Here is a 15,841-nt window from a genome sequence, read left to right as displayed (position 1 = left end):
CTCGATGACAGGCTCTCAACTCACCGCCTGGCTCATCTCCGGCGAATCCGCCACCCTCGAATTCAAGAAATCCACGGCGGAAAAGGAGCGCGCCTGCCGCACGCTGTGCGCTTTCGCCAACGGCCAGGGCGGGCGCGTGCTGTTCGGCGTCACGCCTTCGGGCAAGGCGGTGGGGCAGACGGTCAATGACCGCACGCTGGAAGAACTGGCGCAGGAGTTTCGCCACTTCGAGCCGCCGCTGTTTCCCACGGTGGAGCGCGTACCAGTCGAGGCGGAGCGCGAAGTGCTGGTGGTTACGGTGTCGCGCAGCGGGCGGGTCACGCACTATCGCGGCGTGCCCTACGAGCGGGTGCTGAACACCACGCGGGTGATGCCGCGCGATGTGCAGCAGCGCCTGTTGATGGAAGAGTTGCACGCCGTGCAGCGCTGGGAAAACCAGCCTGCCGACGGCTGGGATACGACCAGGCTGGACACGCGCGAGATGGTGCAGACCTTGGAGGAATCCATTCGCCGGGGGCGCAGCGAAGACCCCGGCACGCGCGAACCGATGGATATCCTGCGCGGCATGAACCTGCTGGTGGATGGCGGCAAGCTGTCCCGCGCGGCGGTGGTGCTGTTTTGTCGCGACGATGTGCCGCTGCCCGATTTTCCGCAATTGCTGCTGAAGGTGGCACGCTTCAAGGGCACCAGCCGCGACGAATTCCTCGACAACCGCCAGTTTCAGGGCAACGCCTTCGCGTTGATGCGCAAGGCGGAGCGGTTTCTGATCGAGTCGTTGCCCATCGCCGGGCGCATCATCCCGGGCAAGATGGAACGCGAGGATACGCCGCTGTTCCCGGTCGAGGCGTTGCGCGAGGCGCTGGCCAATGCCTTCGTGCATCGGGATTACGCCATCGGCGGCGGGTCGGTCAATGTGGCGTTGTACGACGACCGGCTGGAGATCATTTCCATCGGCGATCTGCACTTCGGCCTGACCCCGGAAGCGCTGCTGCGGCAGCACGAATCGAAGCCCTGGAATCCGCTGATTGCACAGGCGTTCTACCGGCGCGGCATCATCGAGACATGGGGGCGCGGCACGCTGAAGATCGCCGGTTTGATGCGCGAAGCCGGGCTGGAGCCGCCGCTCACGACCGTGCACACCGGCGCCGTGGTAGTGACGTTCGACGTGGCGGCGGCGCGGGCGGCGCGAGGTTGGCCGGTGGCGGTGGAAGCCAGGATCAAGTTGGGACCCAGTTGGGACCCAGTCGGGACCCAGTCGGGACTAAGTGAGCACCAAGTCCAGATCATTGAAATGGCTGTTACTCCCAAGGCAATTTCAGAACTGATGGCCACCGTCAAACGAGTCAATAGGACCAAGTTCCGGAACCAGGTCCTGCGCCCGCTGCTCGATGCCGGCCTGCTCGAAATGACCATTCCTGACAAGCCGCGCAGCTCGAACCAGCAATACCGCACGACGGCGGCAGGCCTGGAGCGCATCGCCAAGGAGTCGAATTGATGGCCTTTCTGTCTGAAGCCGATGTCGAAGCCGGGTTGATCGAACAGCTCAAGACGCTGGGGTGGTCGGCGGCGCATGACGAGGTCATCGGCCCGGACGGTAGCGCACAGGAACGCGAAAGTCACGATGAGGTGGTACTGAAAAAGCGGCTCGAGGACGTCGTTGCGCGCCTGAACCCTGGTTTGCCATTGGAGGCGCGTCAGGATGCCGTGCGGCGTGTGATGCAGTCCGAACTGCCGTCGCTGCTCGAAGAGAACCGCCGTCTGCACAAGCTGATGACCGAAGGTGTGGATGTCGAGTACTACGCGGACGACGGCACGCTGACGGCGGGCAAGGTGGCGTTGCTGGACTTCGATGCACCTGCGCGCAACGACTGGCTGGCGGTGCAGCAGTTCGTGGTCATCAACGGGCAGATCAACCGCAGGCCGGACGTGGTGGTGTTCGTCAACGGCCTGCCGCTGGCCGTGATCGAACTGAAGGCGCCGGGCAGCGCGGGCGCGCATCTGGCCGGGGCGTTCAATCAGTTGCAAACCTACAAACAGCAGATTCCGGCGCTGTTCCACACCAACGCGCTGCTGGTCACCTCAGACGGCATTGCTGCGCGCGTGGGTTCACTCTCGGCAGACCTTGAGCGCTTCATGCCGTGGCGCACCACGGATGGTCGTGCAATCGCACCGAAAGGTTTGCCGGAACTGGAGACATTGATCGAGGGCGTGTTCGAGAAACAAAGGTTCCTCTACCTGCTGCGCCACTTCACCGTGTTCGGCAGCACTTCAGATAAAAGCGGCGGCTCGGGGCTGGCGAAGATCATGGCAGGCTATCACCAGTACCATGCGGTCAACCGCGCCATTGATTCCACGATTCGGGCCGCCGACCCACGGCTAGGCGTGGCCGAGGAACCGGCGAACTATGGCCTGCCCTCCGTGCGCGACCAGAAACAAGGCGACCGGCGCGCGGGCGTGATCTGGCACACGCAGGGTTCCGGCAAGAGCCTGCTCATGGCCTTCTACGCCGGACGGCTGGTGAAGCACCCGGCGATGGAAAACCCGACGCTGGTGGTGCTGACCGACCGCAACGACTTGGACGACCAGTTGTTCGCCACCTTCTCGATGTGCCGCGACCTGATCCGGCAGACGCCGGTGCAGGCCGAAAGCCGCGAGGATTTGCAGAAAGTCTTGAGCCGGGCATCGGGTGGCGTGATCTTCACGACTTTGCAGAAGTTCGGCGAGGTCAGCGAACCGCTCACCACGCGCCGCAATGTGGTGGTGATTGCCGATGAGGCGCACCGCAGCCAGTACGGCTTCAAGGCCAAGGTGGATGCGAAGACGGGCGAAATCTCCTACGGCTTCGCCAAGTACCTGCGCGATGCCCTGCCCAATGCCTCGTTCATCGGCTTCACCGGCACGCCCATCGAGGCGGCGGACGTAAATACCCCGGCGGTGTTCGGCAACTACATCGACGTGTACGACATCAGCCGCGCGGTGGAAGACGGCGCGACGGTGCCGATCTACTACGAATCGCGGCTGGCGCGCATCGAACTGGACGAGGACGAAAAGCCCAAACTCGACGCCGAGGTAGAGGCGCTGACGGAGGACGAGGCCGTCACCGAGCAGGAGAAGCTGAAGGCGAAATGGGCGACGGTCGAAAAACTGGTCGGCAGCGACAAGCGCCTGGCGCTGGTGGCCAAGGACATGGTCGCCCACTTCGAGGATCGCGTGGCAGCCCTCGACGGCAAGGCGATGGTAGTGTGTATGAGCCGTCGTATCTGCGTCAAGCTCTACGATGAGATCGTCAAGCTGCGCCCGGACTGGCACAGCACCGATGACAACGCCGGGGCGGTCAAGATCGTGATGACGGGCGCGGCGAGCGACCCGCAGGAATGGCAGCAGCACGTCGGCAACAAGGCCCGGCGCGATCTGCTGGCCAAGCGTGCGCGCGACCCGAAAGACTCACTGAAGCTGGTGATCGTGAGGGATATGTGGCTGACCGGGTTTGACGCACCTTGCATGCACACGATGTACGTGGACAAGCCGATGCAGGGTCACGGACTGATGCAGGCAATTGCGCGCGTGAATCGGGTGTTCCGTGACAAGCCTGCGGGGCTGATCGTGGACTACATCGGCATCGCACAAAACCTAAAGTCTGCTTTGCAGCAGTACTCCAAGAACGACCAGGAAAACACTGGAGTCGACGAAGCGCAGGCCATCGCGGTAATGACGGAGAAGTACGAGGTCGTGCGGGACATGTACCACGGCTACGACTACGTCTCCGCGATGAGCGGCACGCCGCAGGAGCGCCTAGCGATGATGGCAGGGGCCATCGAGTGGATTCTCGACCTGCAACAGAAGCTGGCAGCGAAAGAGAAGACCAAAGAAGGCAAGAAGAACGCACACCGTCGATACCAGGACGCCGTACTGGCACTGTCCAAGGCGTTCGCCCTGGCATCCGCCTCCGACGAGGCCCGCGAGATTCGGGAGGAAGTCGGTTTCTTCCAGGCGATCCGTGCCGCGTTGGTCAAGAGCAGCACTGGCTCCGGAGTGACCCAGCAAGAGCGCGAGTTGGCCATCCAGCAAATCGTCAGCCGAGCGGTGGTCTCGACCGAGATTGTGGACATCCTGGCCGCTGCGGGCATCAAGAGCCCGGACATCTCCATCCTCTCGGACGAATTCCTCGCCGAAGTTCAGCAGATGGAGAAGAAGAACCTAGCGCTGGAAGCCTTGCGCAAGCTGATCAACGACGGTATCCATTCGCGCAGCAAGGCCAACGTGACGCAGACTAAGGCGTTCTCGGAGCGACTGGAAGACGCCGTGGCGCGCTACCACGCCAACGCCATCACCACTGCCGAGGTATTGCAGGAGCTGATCCAGATCGCCAAGGACATCCGCGCGGCCCGCCAGCGGGGCGAAGAGTCCGGTCTGTCAGACGAGGAGATCGCCTTCTACGATGCACTGGCCGAGAACGACAGCGCGGTGCAGATGATGGGCGACGACAAGCTCAAGCTGATCGCCCACGAATTGCTGATGAGTCTGCGCGAGAACGTGTCGGTAGACTGGGCACATCGAGATTCAGCGCGGGCGCGGATGCGTGTGCTGGTGAAGCGCATTCTGCGCAAGTACGGCTATCCGCCTGATTTGCAGGATGCGGCGGTGCAGACGGTGCTGCAGCAGGCCGAGGCACTGTCAGCGGGATGGAGCGTAGCTTGACCAGAATTCTTCCACTATTTCTGCCACAGCTGTTTTGACTTCCGCCAAAGGCAGACTGCTATCTACAACCCTGATTCGTTCAGGAAACTGGCTGGCACGCTGCAGATAAGCCTGCCGCACGCGCTCAAAAAATGGATCGGGTTCCTGTTCAAAGCGATCGGCTGTTCTGACGGATTGCAGCCGCTGGCGGCTGATTGTCACGGGCACGTCGAAGTACAGAGTCAAGTCCGGTGAAAAATTACCCTGTACCCATTGCTCCAGTATCTCCAGTCTGGCCAGGGGCACTCCCCTGCCACCACCCTGATAAGCAAAGCTGGCATCGGTAAAGCGATCCGACACCACCCAGGCACCCCGTTCCAGCGCTGGCAGGATTACTTTATCCAGATGCTCCCGCCGTGCCGCAAACATCAGCAGTGCCTCGGTTTCGGCGTGCATCGCCTGGCGATGATCCAGCAGCAATTGCCGTAATTGTTCACCCAGCGCTGTACCGCCCGGCTCGCGCGTTACGATCACCTCCAGCCCCTTGTCACGCAGGAAACTCGCCAGCCAGGCCAGATGCGTGCTCTTTCCCGCTCCATCTATCCCTTCAAACGTAATCAGTTTTCCGTGTTGCAAAGCAGTCACTCAATTAAAATGATTTGTTTACAGGGTGCACTTAGTAACAGCACCAGACTGTCACGCTACTAACCTGTCATTATCCATGCGAATCGACGCGGACGGCTGCCTTATTCATGCCAGATACATTCCCTCGCCCAACTGCGACGAGCGGCCGGACCGGAATGACATCAGCCTGCTGGTGATTCATGCCATCAGCCTGCCACCGGAAGAATTTGGCGGTGAAGGTGTGATTGAGCTGTTTACCAACCGGATCAACCCGCAAGCACATCCGTATTATCAGGCACTGGCAGGATTGAGAGTCTCCAGCCATTTTTTTATTCGGCGCGATGGTGAAATCATCCAGTTCGTCCCCTGTACCCTGCGTGCCTGGCATGCCGGCGCATCCAACTGGCAAGGTCGCACCTGCTGCAATGATTTCTCCATTGGCATCGAGCTGGAAGGCAGTGATAACCAGCCATTTGAATCGATTCAATATACCCGGCTGGTAGAACTCACCCGGGCCATACAGGCAGCCTATCCCATCAATGACATCGTTGGACACACTGATATTGCACCACAAAGAAAAACTGACCCTGGCCCTTATTTCGACTGGCAAGGCTACCGGGAAGCACTCGAAGCAACCCGATAATCAATCGGTCAGGTTCTTGCCAACCCTGTTTCTGCGCACAATCACAAGCATCAGCCAGCCTGATATCAGCAGGGCAAGCGTTCCCGGTAGCGGGATTGCCCGGGCAAAAACCGAAGCAAACAGGGCATGTGCTCGCGTGGCAGGATGCAGTCCATCCCAGAACACGTATTGATCCGGATCGCTGCATTGCACCCATCCAGCCTGAAAAGTCAGACAGCTTTCCTGTGCATTGGTAAAACCATGTGCCGCCGGATTATCCGTAATCTGATTAAAAACGGAAAAGGCATCAAACCGGATGATTTCTACAGCCGGGGACTGCATACCCAGTTCCGCCAGCTCGGCAGACAGTGCTGCATTAAACGCACTGGAAAAAGCCAGCGCCAGCTCCTGCATACCCTGTTCTGCAGCATAAGGTGTCCGCCCCAGATCAGGCAGATTGGGTATAAAGAAATGGGTGGCACCTGCAAAAATGAGGGCATCCACACTGTTTGCAATATTCTTCGCCGCATCAGCAGGCGCTCCTCCCGTCAGGAAATCATTCGCTCCCCCCCAGACAAAATAAAGCGCATCCGGATCAGCTGCACCTCCCGAAGAAAGTAAATAACCCACAATTTCCCGGCTGATACCGGGTAATTCAAATTCACCTCCTGTAGCTGCCGTTCCTTCATCACCATAATTGCCAATACCGCTGGTTGCCCCGGCAACTGCATAATTGAAAAAATTACCCGGATTTGCGCCGCCAGGCAGGATTGAATTTGCCAGATATTCAACCGCTACCGGCCCATTGGAATAATGCCCACCCACATAAGGCGGACAGGGATGAGCCGGATCACAATTATTTCCCAGCAGCCTGTAAATGCTCATTACCGCAGCCGGGCTGCTACCGCCATCCGAGAGACTGTCCCCAAACGCGTACAGGCTGGTAAACGGCGCTGCCCGGGCAGTTCCGAACAGCATGAAGATCAGAAAAAATACACCCGTTATCAGTTTTTTCATAACTTACCCTCATGACAGACCGATTGAAAAAGATACCAACTGTATACAGTTTGAATCCCCGGACACCTTTGCACAACCCTGGAATGCTTCAGAATACGGCTGCAGTGGCTGTCGGGAAACTGATATTCCGTTGCTGGCGTATATGTTCGATGGTAAAGCGTGGCAACGGGTTGGGCACAAAAACTCGCACTGATTCACCCAGAGTCGCGATAATTACGAAAATGTCGGTGATGCGCTTTATTGAAAGCACTCTTTAATTTACCGGCATCGTATTAAGGCAATGCAGATTATTAGATAACATGTCATATACATTACGTTAGCTCTTTCGATATCACATGGAAGCAACGAAAAATACTCATTTGATCATGTTGGTTTTGGCCACCGTGTCTAACCTGCCCCACGCCGCTGTAGCGACAAAGGCTACAGTCGGCCGGTCGGATTCAGCTGCCAAGATAACTGTTCGGACGGAAAGCTACCCCAGACCACCATACTCTGGCGCCACCTACTATTTCTATGAGAAAGATGATCAGCTCATCTGCACAAAACTTGAGGTTTGCAACAAATTTTCAGAGTGCACAACTGATTACAAGAAGGGATGGTACAAAGACCAGCAAGACACAGATCCTTTCGAAAAAACACCTGCGACTGTCATTCCTCGTGAAAAGCAGGGTAAGCATCGCTGCTTGACCAAGTACGGCCTGCTCAAGTAATTCATGTCAATGGCAAGGGCCAACCCTGCAGTCGATCAGATGCTGCGCAAAGAAATGCCGGCTCCGGCACCTACCGGGAAATGTCCACCCTGCGTAGAACTGGTGTGAGACGAGGCCGTCATGTTGCTATTGTGGCGAATCTTTCGATCAAATCAACTGAGGAAAAGTGATGGCTATGAATGTCAAAGAGTTCACTTTGATCATTCTCACACTCAGCGTTACCGGTTCGATAACAGCCGCTGACCTGAGCTGCCGGAAAGATTCATTCGGCACAACCCGCTGTAACAAGTAACGCATGATTATTCGTCCGGGAAGATGCCCTTCTGCAGCTTGTGTCACTGATTTCAAACGTTAAGCCTTTCAATCACACTGGGCGATACTTCTATTGCAGATTGCGGAAAACCAGTGCCCGGGCGAACAAATAACCGGCAATGCTGACCACTGTGATGAATATGAGGGAGAACGCCATTATTTTCCGGCGCCGGTCGAGCGGTAACTTCCAGTCAATTCGTCCGCTTGCGGCAAGCCATTCATTTACGCTGATGCCCACGATCAGCCACAGCAACCCCACCAGATAGCCCGCCCAGACATCGCTCAGATAATGTACGCCGAGCACGATGCGGCTCAGTCCGATCAGGAGGGCGAACCCGGCTGTGATAAAAAATAATTTGATCCGTGTGTCCCGCTTCCTCGCGCATCTGATCAGTAAGTACCCCAGAAATCCATAAAATACGATTGACAGGGTGGCGTGGCTGCTCGGGAAGGAATAGGATGGTTCCAGCAGCACGGCGCCATCCGGCCGGAGCCGCTGAAAGGCCAGTTTGTTCAGCATACTGAACAGGGAGGCGCCCAGTAATGAAATCACCAGACCTGCAGCAGCAAACCGGCGATTCACCAGCCACAGCAGCAAACATGCCACCACCAGCAATACGCCAACCACGGGTGGCGCACACCAGTTCGTAATCCAGATGGCAATTGGAACCAGTTCGGGTGCACGAAATGCAGAAATCAGCCGGGCTGTGACATGATCCACAACGACAATCGAATCAGCAGTGGCAACATCTTCAGCAACCTCGGCAAACAAAACCAGCGTAACAGCGAGTGACAAAACAAGAAGCGTCAGTGGAAGGCCGGAAAAACAGGTGTAATCAATACGCTCCGCCAGAAACCGGACACTGCCGGGATGCTGGTGCATCCACCGCTGCACGTATGGATTGCCAATCAATCTGCTCCCGAGTATATGACCGAACGATACTGTTGCCCGCCACAGCCGGTTGCCATAGCGAAGCAGATAATACCGGACAAGCCACAGCACGACCCAGGCAGTCAGTATGGCCAGTAACGCCATTTCTGCGCGGGACATCCAGGCTTGTGCCAGCGTGAGTGACTGCCCGAACAGATAGCCACCGCCCACCCACTGCACCCCCCAGCCGATTCCGCCCAGGATATTCCAGGGCATGAACGTGCGGTAGTGCATCCCTGCCATCCCCGCCACAAAAGGTACGATTTCCTTGACACTTGGGACGAAACGCCCGAGAAAAACACTCTTTGCACCATGCTGATCAAAGAAATGGCGAACTTTCCCGAAATGATCCGGCGTCAGGAACCCGATGCCGCTTTGAACCCATTTCCGGCCATACCGCTGCCCCAGCCAGTAATTGACGTTATCTCCCAGTACTGCGCCTGCTACAGCAAACCATAACAAACCGGTGAAATCGAGATGCCCGGCGGATGATAGCGCTCCCAGCAGCAACAGAAATGTTGATCCGGGCAGAAACAATCCGACCACCAGTACCGTTTCCAGCAGTGCTGCCAGAAAAGCCGCCCAGTAACCAAGCGCATGAAAATGCTCGATTGAAGGCAGAATAGCTGCGAAGTATTGTTCCATTACTGAAAACCACTATCAGAATTAAACCTGAAAACCTCAGTTAGACGAGTGGGAGTGTGCCTTGCCGGGTGCAGGACAAGGCGCAACGACGCGGAATGGTTGTTCCCTTCCCGGGAGTTACAACGCAGCCATGCCCCCGGAAAAAGATACAATCCTGCTCGTAGCGAACCCACCAGAGAATGAATACAAAAATGGAAATAAAGTTGAAAATTATCATGATGTTAAGGAAATAAACAAGCAGTCAGCCGGGGTTTTTAGGTTAAAATTTCCGGCCTATCCTCCCGGAAGCAGAAAGACCCGGCTCCCGGCTATTTTGTAACAGATGCTTGCCATGAAACATAAAACAGCAACACACCCCGCCAGATCACATAAAAGTCATACTCGCAATTACCGCCCCGGGGCCTCTCCGGGTTCACTGGAGCTGGCAAAAGATGAAAAAATCACCCGCGTGCCACTGGCCAGACTGTCTCTATTGCGTTATGGCAAGGAAGGCCTGATTGAAGAAAGGCACGATATTGCGATCACAGACTGTGGCCCTCCCGAAACGGATGCCACTGATATTACCTGGCTGCACCTGCAGGGCCTGCCGGCACCGGAACAGCTGCGAATACTTGGCCAAACCTTCGGATTACACCCGCTTGCGCTTGAGGATGTACTGCATCAGGAGGCAAGAGCCAAGATTGAAGCCTATGACAACCATCAGTTTATCGTACTCAATCACATACACCGGACTGATGAACATACGCTGATTATTGACCAGATCAGCTTCTTTCCAGGTAAAAACTACCTTATCAGTATCAGTGAAAACCGGGACGATACGTTTGAATCAGTACGTCAGCGGATTCGAGGTATGGGGAAAATCTGTACATACGGAGCAGATTATCTGCTGTATGCGCTGATTGATGTCATCGTGGACAACGGATTTCCATTGCTGGAAGAATTGGGCGATGAACTGGAATCACTGGAAGACGAGATTCTGGATGACCCCAGCCGCGAAGCACGTAACCGGATTCATTACGCCAGGCGCAAACTGGTACTGATGCGCCGTGCCTGGTGGCCACAGCGCGAGATTATCGCCGAGCTCATGCGCGATGACGGGCGATTTCTCTCTGAAACCACTCACCTCTACATGCGAGATTGTTACGATCATTGCGTGATTGTGATTGATTTTGTGGAAACTTACCGTGAAATGGCTTACAGCCTGCTTGATACTTACTTATCCGCGGTAAGCCAGCGCATGAACGACATCATGAAAGCACTGACCATCATCGCAACTATTTTTCTTCCGCTCATGTTCATCACCGGGCTTTACGGAATGAATTTCGATACTTCCAGTCCCTGGAATTTGCCGGAACTCCACTGGCGCTTTGGTTATATCTATGTGCTCGGTGTAATGATCATGATTGTTATCGGCATGCTTATCTACTTCCGGCGCAAACGCTGGCTATAGGGAAAAGAAGAAAAAGTCACGCCAGACCAGAACCGGCAGGGCACTTCCACCACTGCCGGTCCCGAATTTGCCGGTCCGGTCACTGACTGCCTGGCCTGACAGTAAAAACAGTTTCTCAGCAGACCTTAGTGCTCATGCCCGGTTGTAATACCCTTAAGCTTCCCGATCTGCTCAGGGGTCAGGATACTGCGAACGGTTTTCCGCTCCTGGATATGGTAATTAACCATTTCGTTAAAGCTGTCAACATGTGCCTGCCCCAGTTTGCGTAGGGTTTCATCATCTGTGGCCGGCTGAGAAACCGCTTCCCGGAAAGCTTTCATACTGGCTTTCATTTTCTCTTTGATACGCTCATGCGCCTGTTTATCTTCCTTCAGGTGCAGGCGTACGATTTTACCGAGCTGCTCATCGGACAGGCCCAATGCATCAGCTTGCATGGCGATACTGTGCGCATAGCCGTGACCATGCCCATGTTTACCTTTATCTCCATGGCCGGCATGTTCGCCTCCCCCGTTATCTTTACCCTTGCATTGCTTGCCATGCTGACCCTGATCACCCTGCCCGCCCCCGCCATGGCCAGCATGACCGCCTTCCCCCGAGTTATTCGCATGACCCTGACCGCCACCCGCTCCACCCCCTTGCCCCTGGCGCTGCTGGTGCTGATGTTGTTCCTGCTGCTGTTGCTGGGCCTCTGCCAGCACCAGATAACTGGCTCCCCCCTGCCGGATTGAAGTATCCGCTGCTGGTGAAGTCGCCATGGCAGACGGAAGCGCAAACAAAGCACCTATAGCAAGTGATAAACCGGTCAATCTGATTTTCATGTGATTTCTCCTGAAAGATTTAGGAAATACGCAAAACAACCTGCTCTGCGCAATGTTCTGCAAAAATCTGGAAACTCTCTTCATTCACTCTGTTTTCCATTATCCTGTGACCAGCATTTTTCCACTTTGCTCCCCGTTACAGAATAATTGCTGCCATGGTATCTGAAAAAACGATTGAAGAACGTCTGAAGGAACTGCGCACAGCCATCGCGCTGTATGACTTCCATTACTACGTTCAGGATGCGCCGATCATCCCGGATGCGGAATATGATGCGCTCTTTCGTTCACTGCAGCAGCTGGAACAGCAGTATCCACAGCTGATTACGCCGGATTCCCCAACGCAGCGGGTAGGTGCACCACCGTTAAAAGCCTTTGCCCAGCTCCCCCACCAGACTCCCATGCTGTCGCTGGCCAATGCGTTCTCTGAAGATGAGGTCACCGCCTTCGATCGGCGGATTCGTGAGGCGCTGGGTGTGGATCAGGTGGAATATGCAGTTGAGCCGAAATTCGACGGACTGGCTGTCAGCCTGGTTTATGAAAACGGAATTCTGGCAAAAGGTGCCACCCGGGGAGATGGTTATACCGGCGAGGACATTACGCTGAACTTGCGTACAATCCCGTCAATTCCCCTGCGCCTGCAAACGCTGCCCGCAACCGGCCTGTTCGAAGTACGCGGCGAAGTCATCATGCTGAAAACAGATTTTGAACACCTTAACGAACAGCAGCGAAAGCATGATGAAAAACCCTTTGTCAATCCGCGCAATGCCGCTGCCGGTTCATTGCGCCAGCTTGATTCCTGTATTACCGCCTCCCGCAGACTGACATTCTTCGCTTATGGCATCGGCACTTATCATGCAGGCCAACCGGTTTTTTCAGCTCACAGTGAGATTCTGGCTTACCTGGCATCACAGCAGTTTCTGGTATCACAACAAAGCCGGACTGCAACAGGCGCAGGCGGGCTGCTGGCCTATTACCGGGAAATAAGTACTTTGCGTCCATCTCTGCCTTACGAAATTGATGGTGTGGTATACAAAGTCAATGATTTAGGGCAACAGGAAACACTCGGCTATATTTCACGTGCCCCCCGCTTTGCCATTGCCCATAAATTTCCGGCACAGGAAGCCAGTACCGAGCTGCTGGCCATCGAAATCCAGGTGGGAAGAACCGGTGCCCTGACGCCGGTAGCTCGTCTGGCTCCGGTATTTGTGGGCGGAGTAACGGTCACCAGCGCCACGCTGCATAACGAAGATGAAGTTCAGCGCAAACAGATCATGATCGGCGATACCGTCATTGTACGACGGGCGGGTGATGTCATCCCGGAGGTGGTTGCCGCAATACCGGAACGGCGATCAGCCCATGCCCGGCCATTCATTATGCCGGGTCACTGCCCGGTATGCGGATCAAAAGCAGTGCGACTGCCGGATGAGGCTGTTACTCGCTGTACCGGAGGGTTGTATTGTCCGGCACAACGCAAACAGGCCGTTCTGCATTTTGCCTCACGCCGTGCCATGGATATTGACGGGCTGGGCGAAAAACTGGCCGATCAGCTGATTGATCGTGGTCTGGTTCACACCCCGGCTGATTTATACAGGCTGAATGTCGGTACGCTGGCCGGACTGGAACGCATGGCGGAAAAATCCGCTCATAATCTCGTTACTGCGATTGAGCACAGCAAACACACTACGCTGCCACGTTTCATTTATGCGCTGGGTATTCGCCATGTGGGGGAAGCAACCGCCAAAGCGCTCGCCGGTCAGACGGGTGACCTTGACCATCTGATGAACATGGATGCCGGGCAGCTGCAGCAGATCCCGGATGTTGGCCCGGTTGTGGCACAAAGTATTGCGGATTTTTTCTCTGAGGCACATAACCGGGAAGTGATCGGGCAATTGCTGAACAGCGGGCTGCAGTGGCAGAAACCCGATCATCCCCGGCAGCTATTGCCAGCCAATCCGGCTGTTTCCGGTAAAACCTTTGTTCTGACCGGAACATTACCTGCCATGACACGTGATCAGGCCAAAAGCAGGATTGAACAGCAGGGTGGCAAAGTCACTGGCAGCGTTTCATCTGCCACCAGTTATGTCATCGCCGGATCAGACCCGGGCAGCAAATATACTAAAGCGGTTGAGCTAGGCATCCCCGTACTTGATGAAAATCAGCTGCTGTTACTGCTGCAGATAAATTCCGCCGATAAATCAGAGGATTCTTAAAAACTCTCCAACTCTTATCAGGATCAATATGATTGCAATTATTGGTGGAACTGGCATGAAAAAACTTGCCAATCTGGAAGTGACCCGTCGCCAGATTGTAAGAACGCCTTACGGCGAGCCTTCCAGCCCACTGGTTTTCGGTACGATTGGTGAACGGGAAATTGTTTTTCTGGCCAGACATGGCCATGGCCTTACCATTCCCCCGCATGTCGTCAATTATCGGGCCAATATCTGGGCACTGAATACATCGGGAGCGGAAACAATTATTTCTGTTGCCTCGGTGGGTGGTATTCGCCAGGATATGGGACCCGGAAAAATTGTCATTCCCGATCAGATCATTGATTACACCCATAGCAGAAAATCCACTTTTCATGATCACTCCGACGGTACCATCACCCATACTGATTTCACACAGCCTTACAGCCCCCAGGCAAGGGCACGCCTTCTGAAAGCAGCGCGGGATGCAAAAGAAACTGTCATTGATGGCGGTGTTTATGCCGCCACTCAGGGCCCCAGGTTTGAGACGGCGGCCGAAATCAACCGTCTTGAGCGTGATGGGGCAGATTTAGTGGGCATGACAGGGATGCCGGAAGCGATTCTCGCCAGAGAGCTGGGAATGTCCTACGCGGCTATTGCCGCTGTTGCAAACCATGCGGCCGGACGCGGGGAAAGCACGCAGGCCATTCCGCTGCAGGCAGCTCATCAGGCACTGGAAAATGCGATGGTAAGCGTCAGGAACATATTGGAACACCTGGTAAGGAACGACGATGATTAAACCGGTATTGAAGATGGGGGATCCGTGCCTGTTACAGACAGCACAGCACATTGAGCAGTTTGACACACCCGAACTGGCGGCATTACTGCAGGACATGCAGGATACGATGGCTGCACTCAATGGTGCCGGACTGGCAGCACCGCAAATCGGGGTAAGCCTGCAAGTGGTTATATTTGGCGTTGCGCATTCACCACGTTACCCTGATGCCGAAAGTGTTCCATTTACTGTGCTGATCAACCCGGTACTTACCCCGCTGTCCGAAGAAATGGAAGAAGACTGGGAAGGGTGTCTGAGTATTCCCGGAATGCGCGGTCTGGTTCCCCGTTACACCCATTTGCGTTATCAGGGTATGGATGCCACCGGCACTCCGGTTGACAGAACCGTTACAGGATTTCATGCGCGCGTGGTACAGCACGAATGCGATCATCTGAATGGAATTCTCTACCCCATGCGCATCGACGATTTACGCAAATTCGGTTATACCGACACCCTCTTTCCCGGCCAGACAATAGCGGATGACTGATTCACCCGTTATCGTTGTTCTGTTATCCCTGTCAATAGGGTTTGACCACCACCAGAATAACAATGGCAAACAATACCAGTACCGGCAGCTCATTAAACCAGCGATAGTAAACGTGGCTATGCTGATTACGATCTTCCCGGAAATCCATCAGCAACCTGCCGCAATAAAGATGGTAGCCAATCAGCAGAACAACCAGTGCCAGCTTGGTATGCAGCCATCCTCCGGAAAAACCGTAACCCAGCCACAACCACGTGCCAAAAATGATCGTCGACAGCCCGCCGGGCGTCATAATACCGTAGTAAAGCTTGCGCTCCATTACCTTGAACCGGTCTATCCCCGCCTGATCCGTACACATGGCATGATAGACAAACAGCCGGGGCAGATAAAACAACCCGGCAAACCAGGTCACCATGGAAATGATATGTAATGATTTGATCCAGAGCATAGAAAAATAAAGTTGAGAATCGAAAAAAAACCGTAAGCCGGAAAAATTTCCGGCAGCCGGAACAATGACGCCATGTCAGGTA

At 55.3% G+C, this 15,841-nt stretch carries 14 protein-coding genes; 8 read left to right on the top strand and 6 right to left on the bottom strand.

Translation table 11 applies throughout. The annotated features are described in order from the left end of the window. Positions 1–4 precede the first annotated feature (4 nt). Both IT527_RS03730 and IT527_RS03725 read left to right on the top strand, forming a co-directional pair. Positions 5–1,495, top strand: a complete 1,491-nt coding sequence (locus tag IT527_RS03730) for an RNA-binding domain-containing protein (protein ID WP_292966755.1) — start codon at positions 5–7, stop codon at positions 1,493–1,495. Next, positions 1,495–4,698, top strand: a complete 3,204-nt coding sequence (locus IT527_RS03725) for a type I restriction endonuclease subunit R (RefSeq protein ID WP_292966753.1) — start codon at positions 1,495–1,497, stop codon at positions 4,696–4,698. Before IT527_RS03730 ends, IT527_RS03725 begins: the two co-directional genes overlap by 1 nt. Here IT527_RS03725 and tmk read toward each other — a convergent pair. After that, positions 4,675–5,313 (bottom strand): dTMP kinase, encoded by a 639-nt coding sequence (gene tmk / locus IT527_RS03720; RefSeq protein ID WP_292966840.1) that lies wholly within the window; start codon positions 5,311–5,313, stop codon positions 4,675–4,677. The two genes, IT527_RS03725 and tmk, sit on opposite strands and share 24 nt — an antisense overlap. 85 nt (positions 5,314–5,398) lie before the next feature. On the opposite strand from tmk, the gene ampD reads away from it, so the two are divergent. Then, complete coding sequence (ampD, locus tag IT527_RS03715) at positions 5,399–5,944, top strand: 1,6-anhydro-N-acetylmuramyl-L-alanine amidase AmpD (protein ID WP_292966838.1); 546 nt, start codon at positions 5,399–5,401, stop codon at positions 5,942–5,944. Here the strand turns inward: ampD and IT527_RS03710 are convergent, their stop codons facing one another. Together IT527_RS03710 and IT527_RS03705 are read right to left on the bottom strand one after the other, a co-directional pair. Then, the gene (locus IT527_RS03710) at positions 5,945–6,940 is read right to left on the bottom strand and encodes an SGNH/GDSL hydrolase family protein (RefSeq protein WP_292966751.1); all 996 of its coding nucleotides are present in this window, start codon (positions 6,938–6,940) and stop codon (positions 5,945–5,947) included. It lies immediately after the preceding gene. Positions 6,941–7,028: 88 nt separating this feature from the next. Then, positions 7,029–7,190, bottom strand: coding sequence for a hypothetical protein (locus IT527_RS03705; RefSeq protein ID WP_292966750.1), 162 nt, complete (start codon positions 7,188–7,190; stop codon positions 7,029–7,031). A gap of 85 nt (positions 7,191–7,275) precedes the next feature. On the opposite strand from IT527_RS03705, the gene IT527_RS03700 reads away from it, so the two are divergent. Continuing rightward, entirely contained in the window at positions 7,276–7,650 is a 375-nt protein-coding gene (locus tag IT527_RS03700) for a hypothetical protein (protein ID WP_292966748.1), read from the top strand. A 382-nt stretch (positions 7,651–8,032) separates the two neighbouring features. Here the strand turns inward: IT527_RS03700 and IT527_RS03695 are convergent, their stop codons facing one another. Continuing rightward, a complete protein-coding gene (locus tag IT527_RS03695) occupies positions 8,033–9,538 on the bottom strand; it encodes a bifunctional DedA family/phosphatase PAP2 family protein (protein WP_292966745.1) in 1,506 nt (501 codons plus the stop codon). 331 nt (positions 9,539–9,869) lie between these two features. Between IT527_RS03695 and corA the strand changes: the two genes are divergently transcribed. After that, the gene (gene corA / locus IT527_RS03690) at positions 9,870–10,988 is read left to right on the top strand and encodes a magnesium/cobalt transporter CorA (protein ID WP_292966742.1); all 1,119 of its coding nucleotides are present in this window, start codon (positions 9,870–9,872) and stop codon (positions 10,986–10,988) included. A 125-nt stretch (positions 10,989–11,113) separates the two neighbouring features. Here corA and IT527_RS03685 read toward each other — a convergent pair whose 3' ends face one another. Then, a complete protein-coding gene (locus IT527_RS03685; RefSeq protein ID WP_292966741.1) occupies positions 11,114–11,806 on the bottom strand; it encodes a Spy/CpxP family protein refolding chaperone in 693 nt (230 codons plus the stop codon). A 155-nt stretch (positions 11,807–11,961) separates the two neighbouring features. On the opposite strand from IT527_RS03685, the gene ligA reads away from it, so the two are divergent. From ligA to def, 3 genes are read left to right on the top strand one after another with little or no spacing between them, the layout of a single operon-like run. Then, the gene (ligA, locus tag IT527_RS03680) at positions 11,962–14,016 is read left to right on the top strand and encodes an NAD-dependent DNA ligase LigA (protein WP_292966739.1); all 2,055 of its coding nucleotides are present in this window, start codon (positions 11,962–11,964) and stop codon (positions 14,014–14,016) included. A gap of 28 nt (positions 14,017–14,044) precedes the next feature. After that, positions 14,045–14,791, top strand: coding sequence for an S-methyl-5'-thioinosine phosphorylase (locus tag IT527_RS03675; protein ID WP_292966737.1), 747 nt, complete (start codon positions 14,045–14,047; stop codon positions 14,789–14,791). After that, complete coding sequence (gene def, locus IT527_RS03670) at positions 14,784–15,314, top strand: peptide deformylase (RefSeq protein WP_292966734.1); 531 nt, start codon at positions 14,784–14,786, stop codon at positions 15,312–15,314. The genes IT527_RS03675 and def overlap by 8 nt, the downstream gene beginning before the upstream one ends. Positions 15,315–15,345: 31 nt before the next feature. Here def and hemJ read toward each other — a convergent pair whose 3' ends face one another. Beyond that, positions 15,346–15,759, bottom strand: a complete 414-nt coding sequence (gene hemJ / locus IT527_RS03665) for a protoporphyrinogen oxidase HemJ (protein WP_292966731.1) — start codon at positions 15,757–15,759, stop codon at positions 15,346–15,348. Positions 15,760–15,841: the final 82 nt, after the last annotated feature.

The sequence above is a fragment of the Nitrosomonas sp. genome (assembly GCF_020852615.1).
Lineage (GTDB): Bacteria > Pseudomonadota > Gammaproteobacteria > Burkholderiales > Nitrosomonadaceae > Nitrosomonas.
The sequence above is the reverse complement of the archived record's forward strand: the minus strand, read 5'-3'. Positions and strand labels throughout refer to the sequence as shown.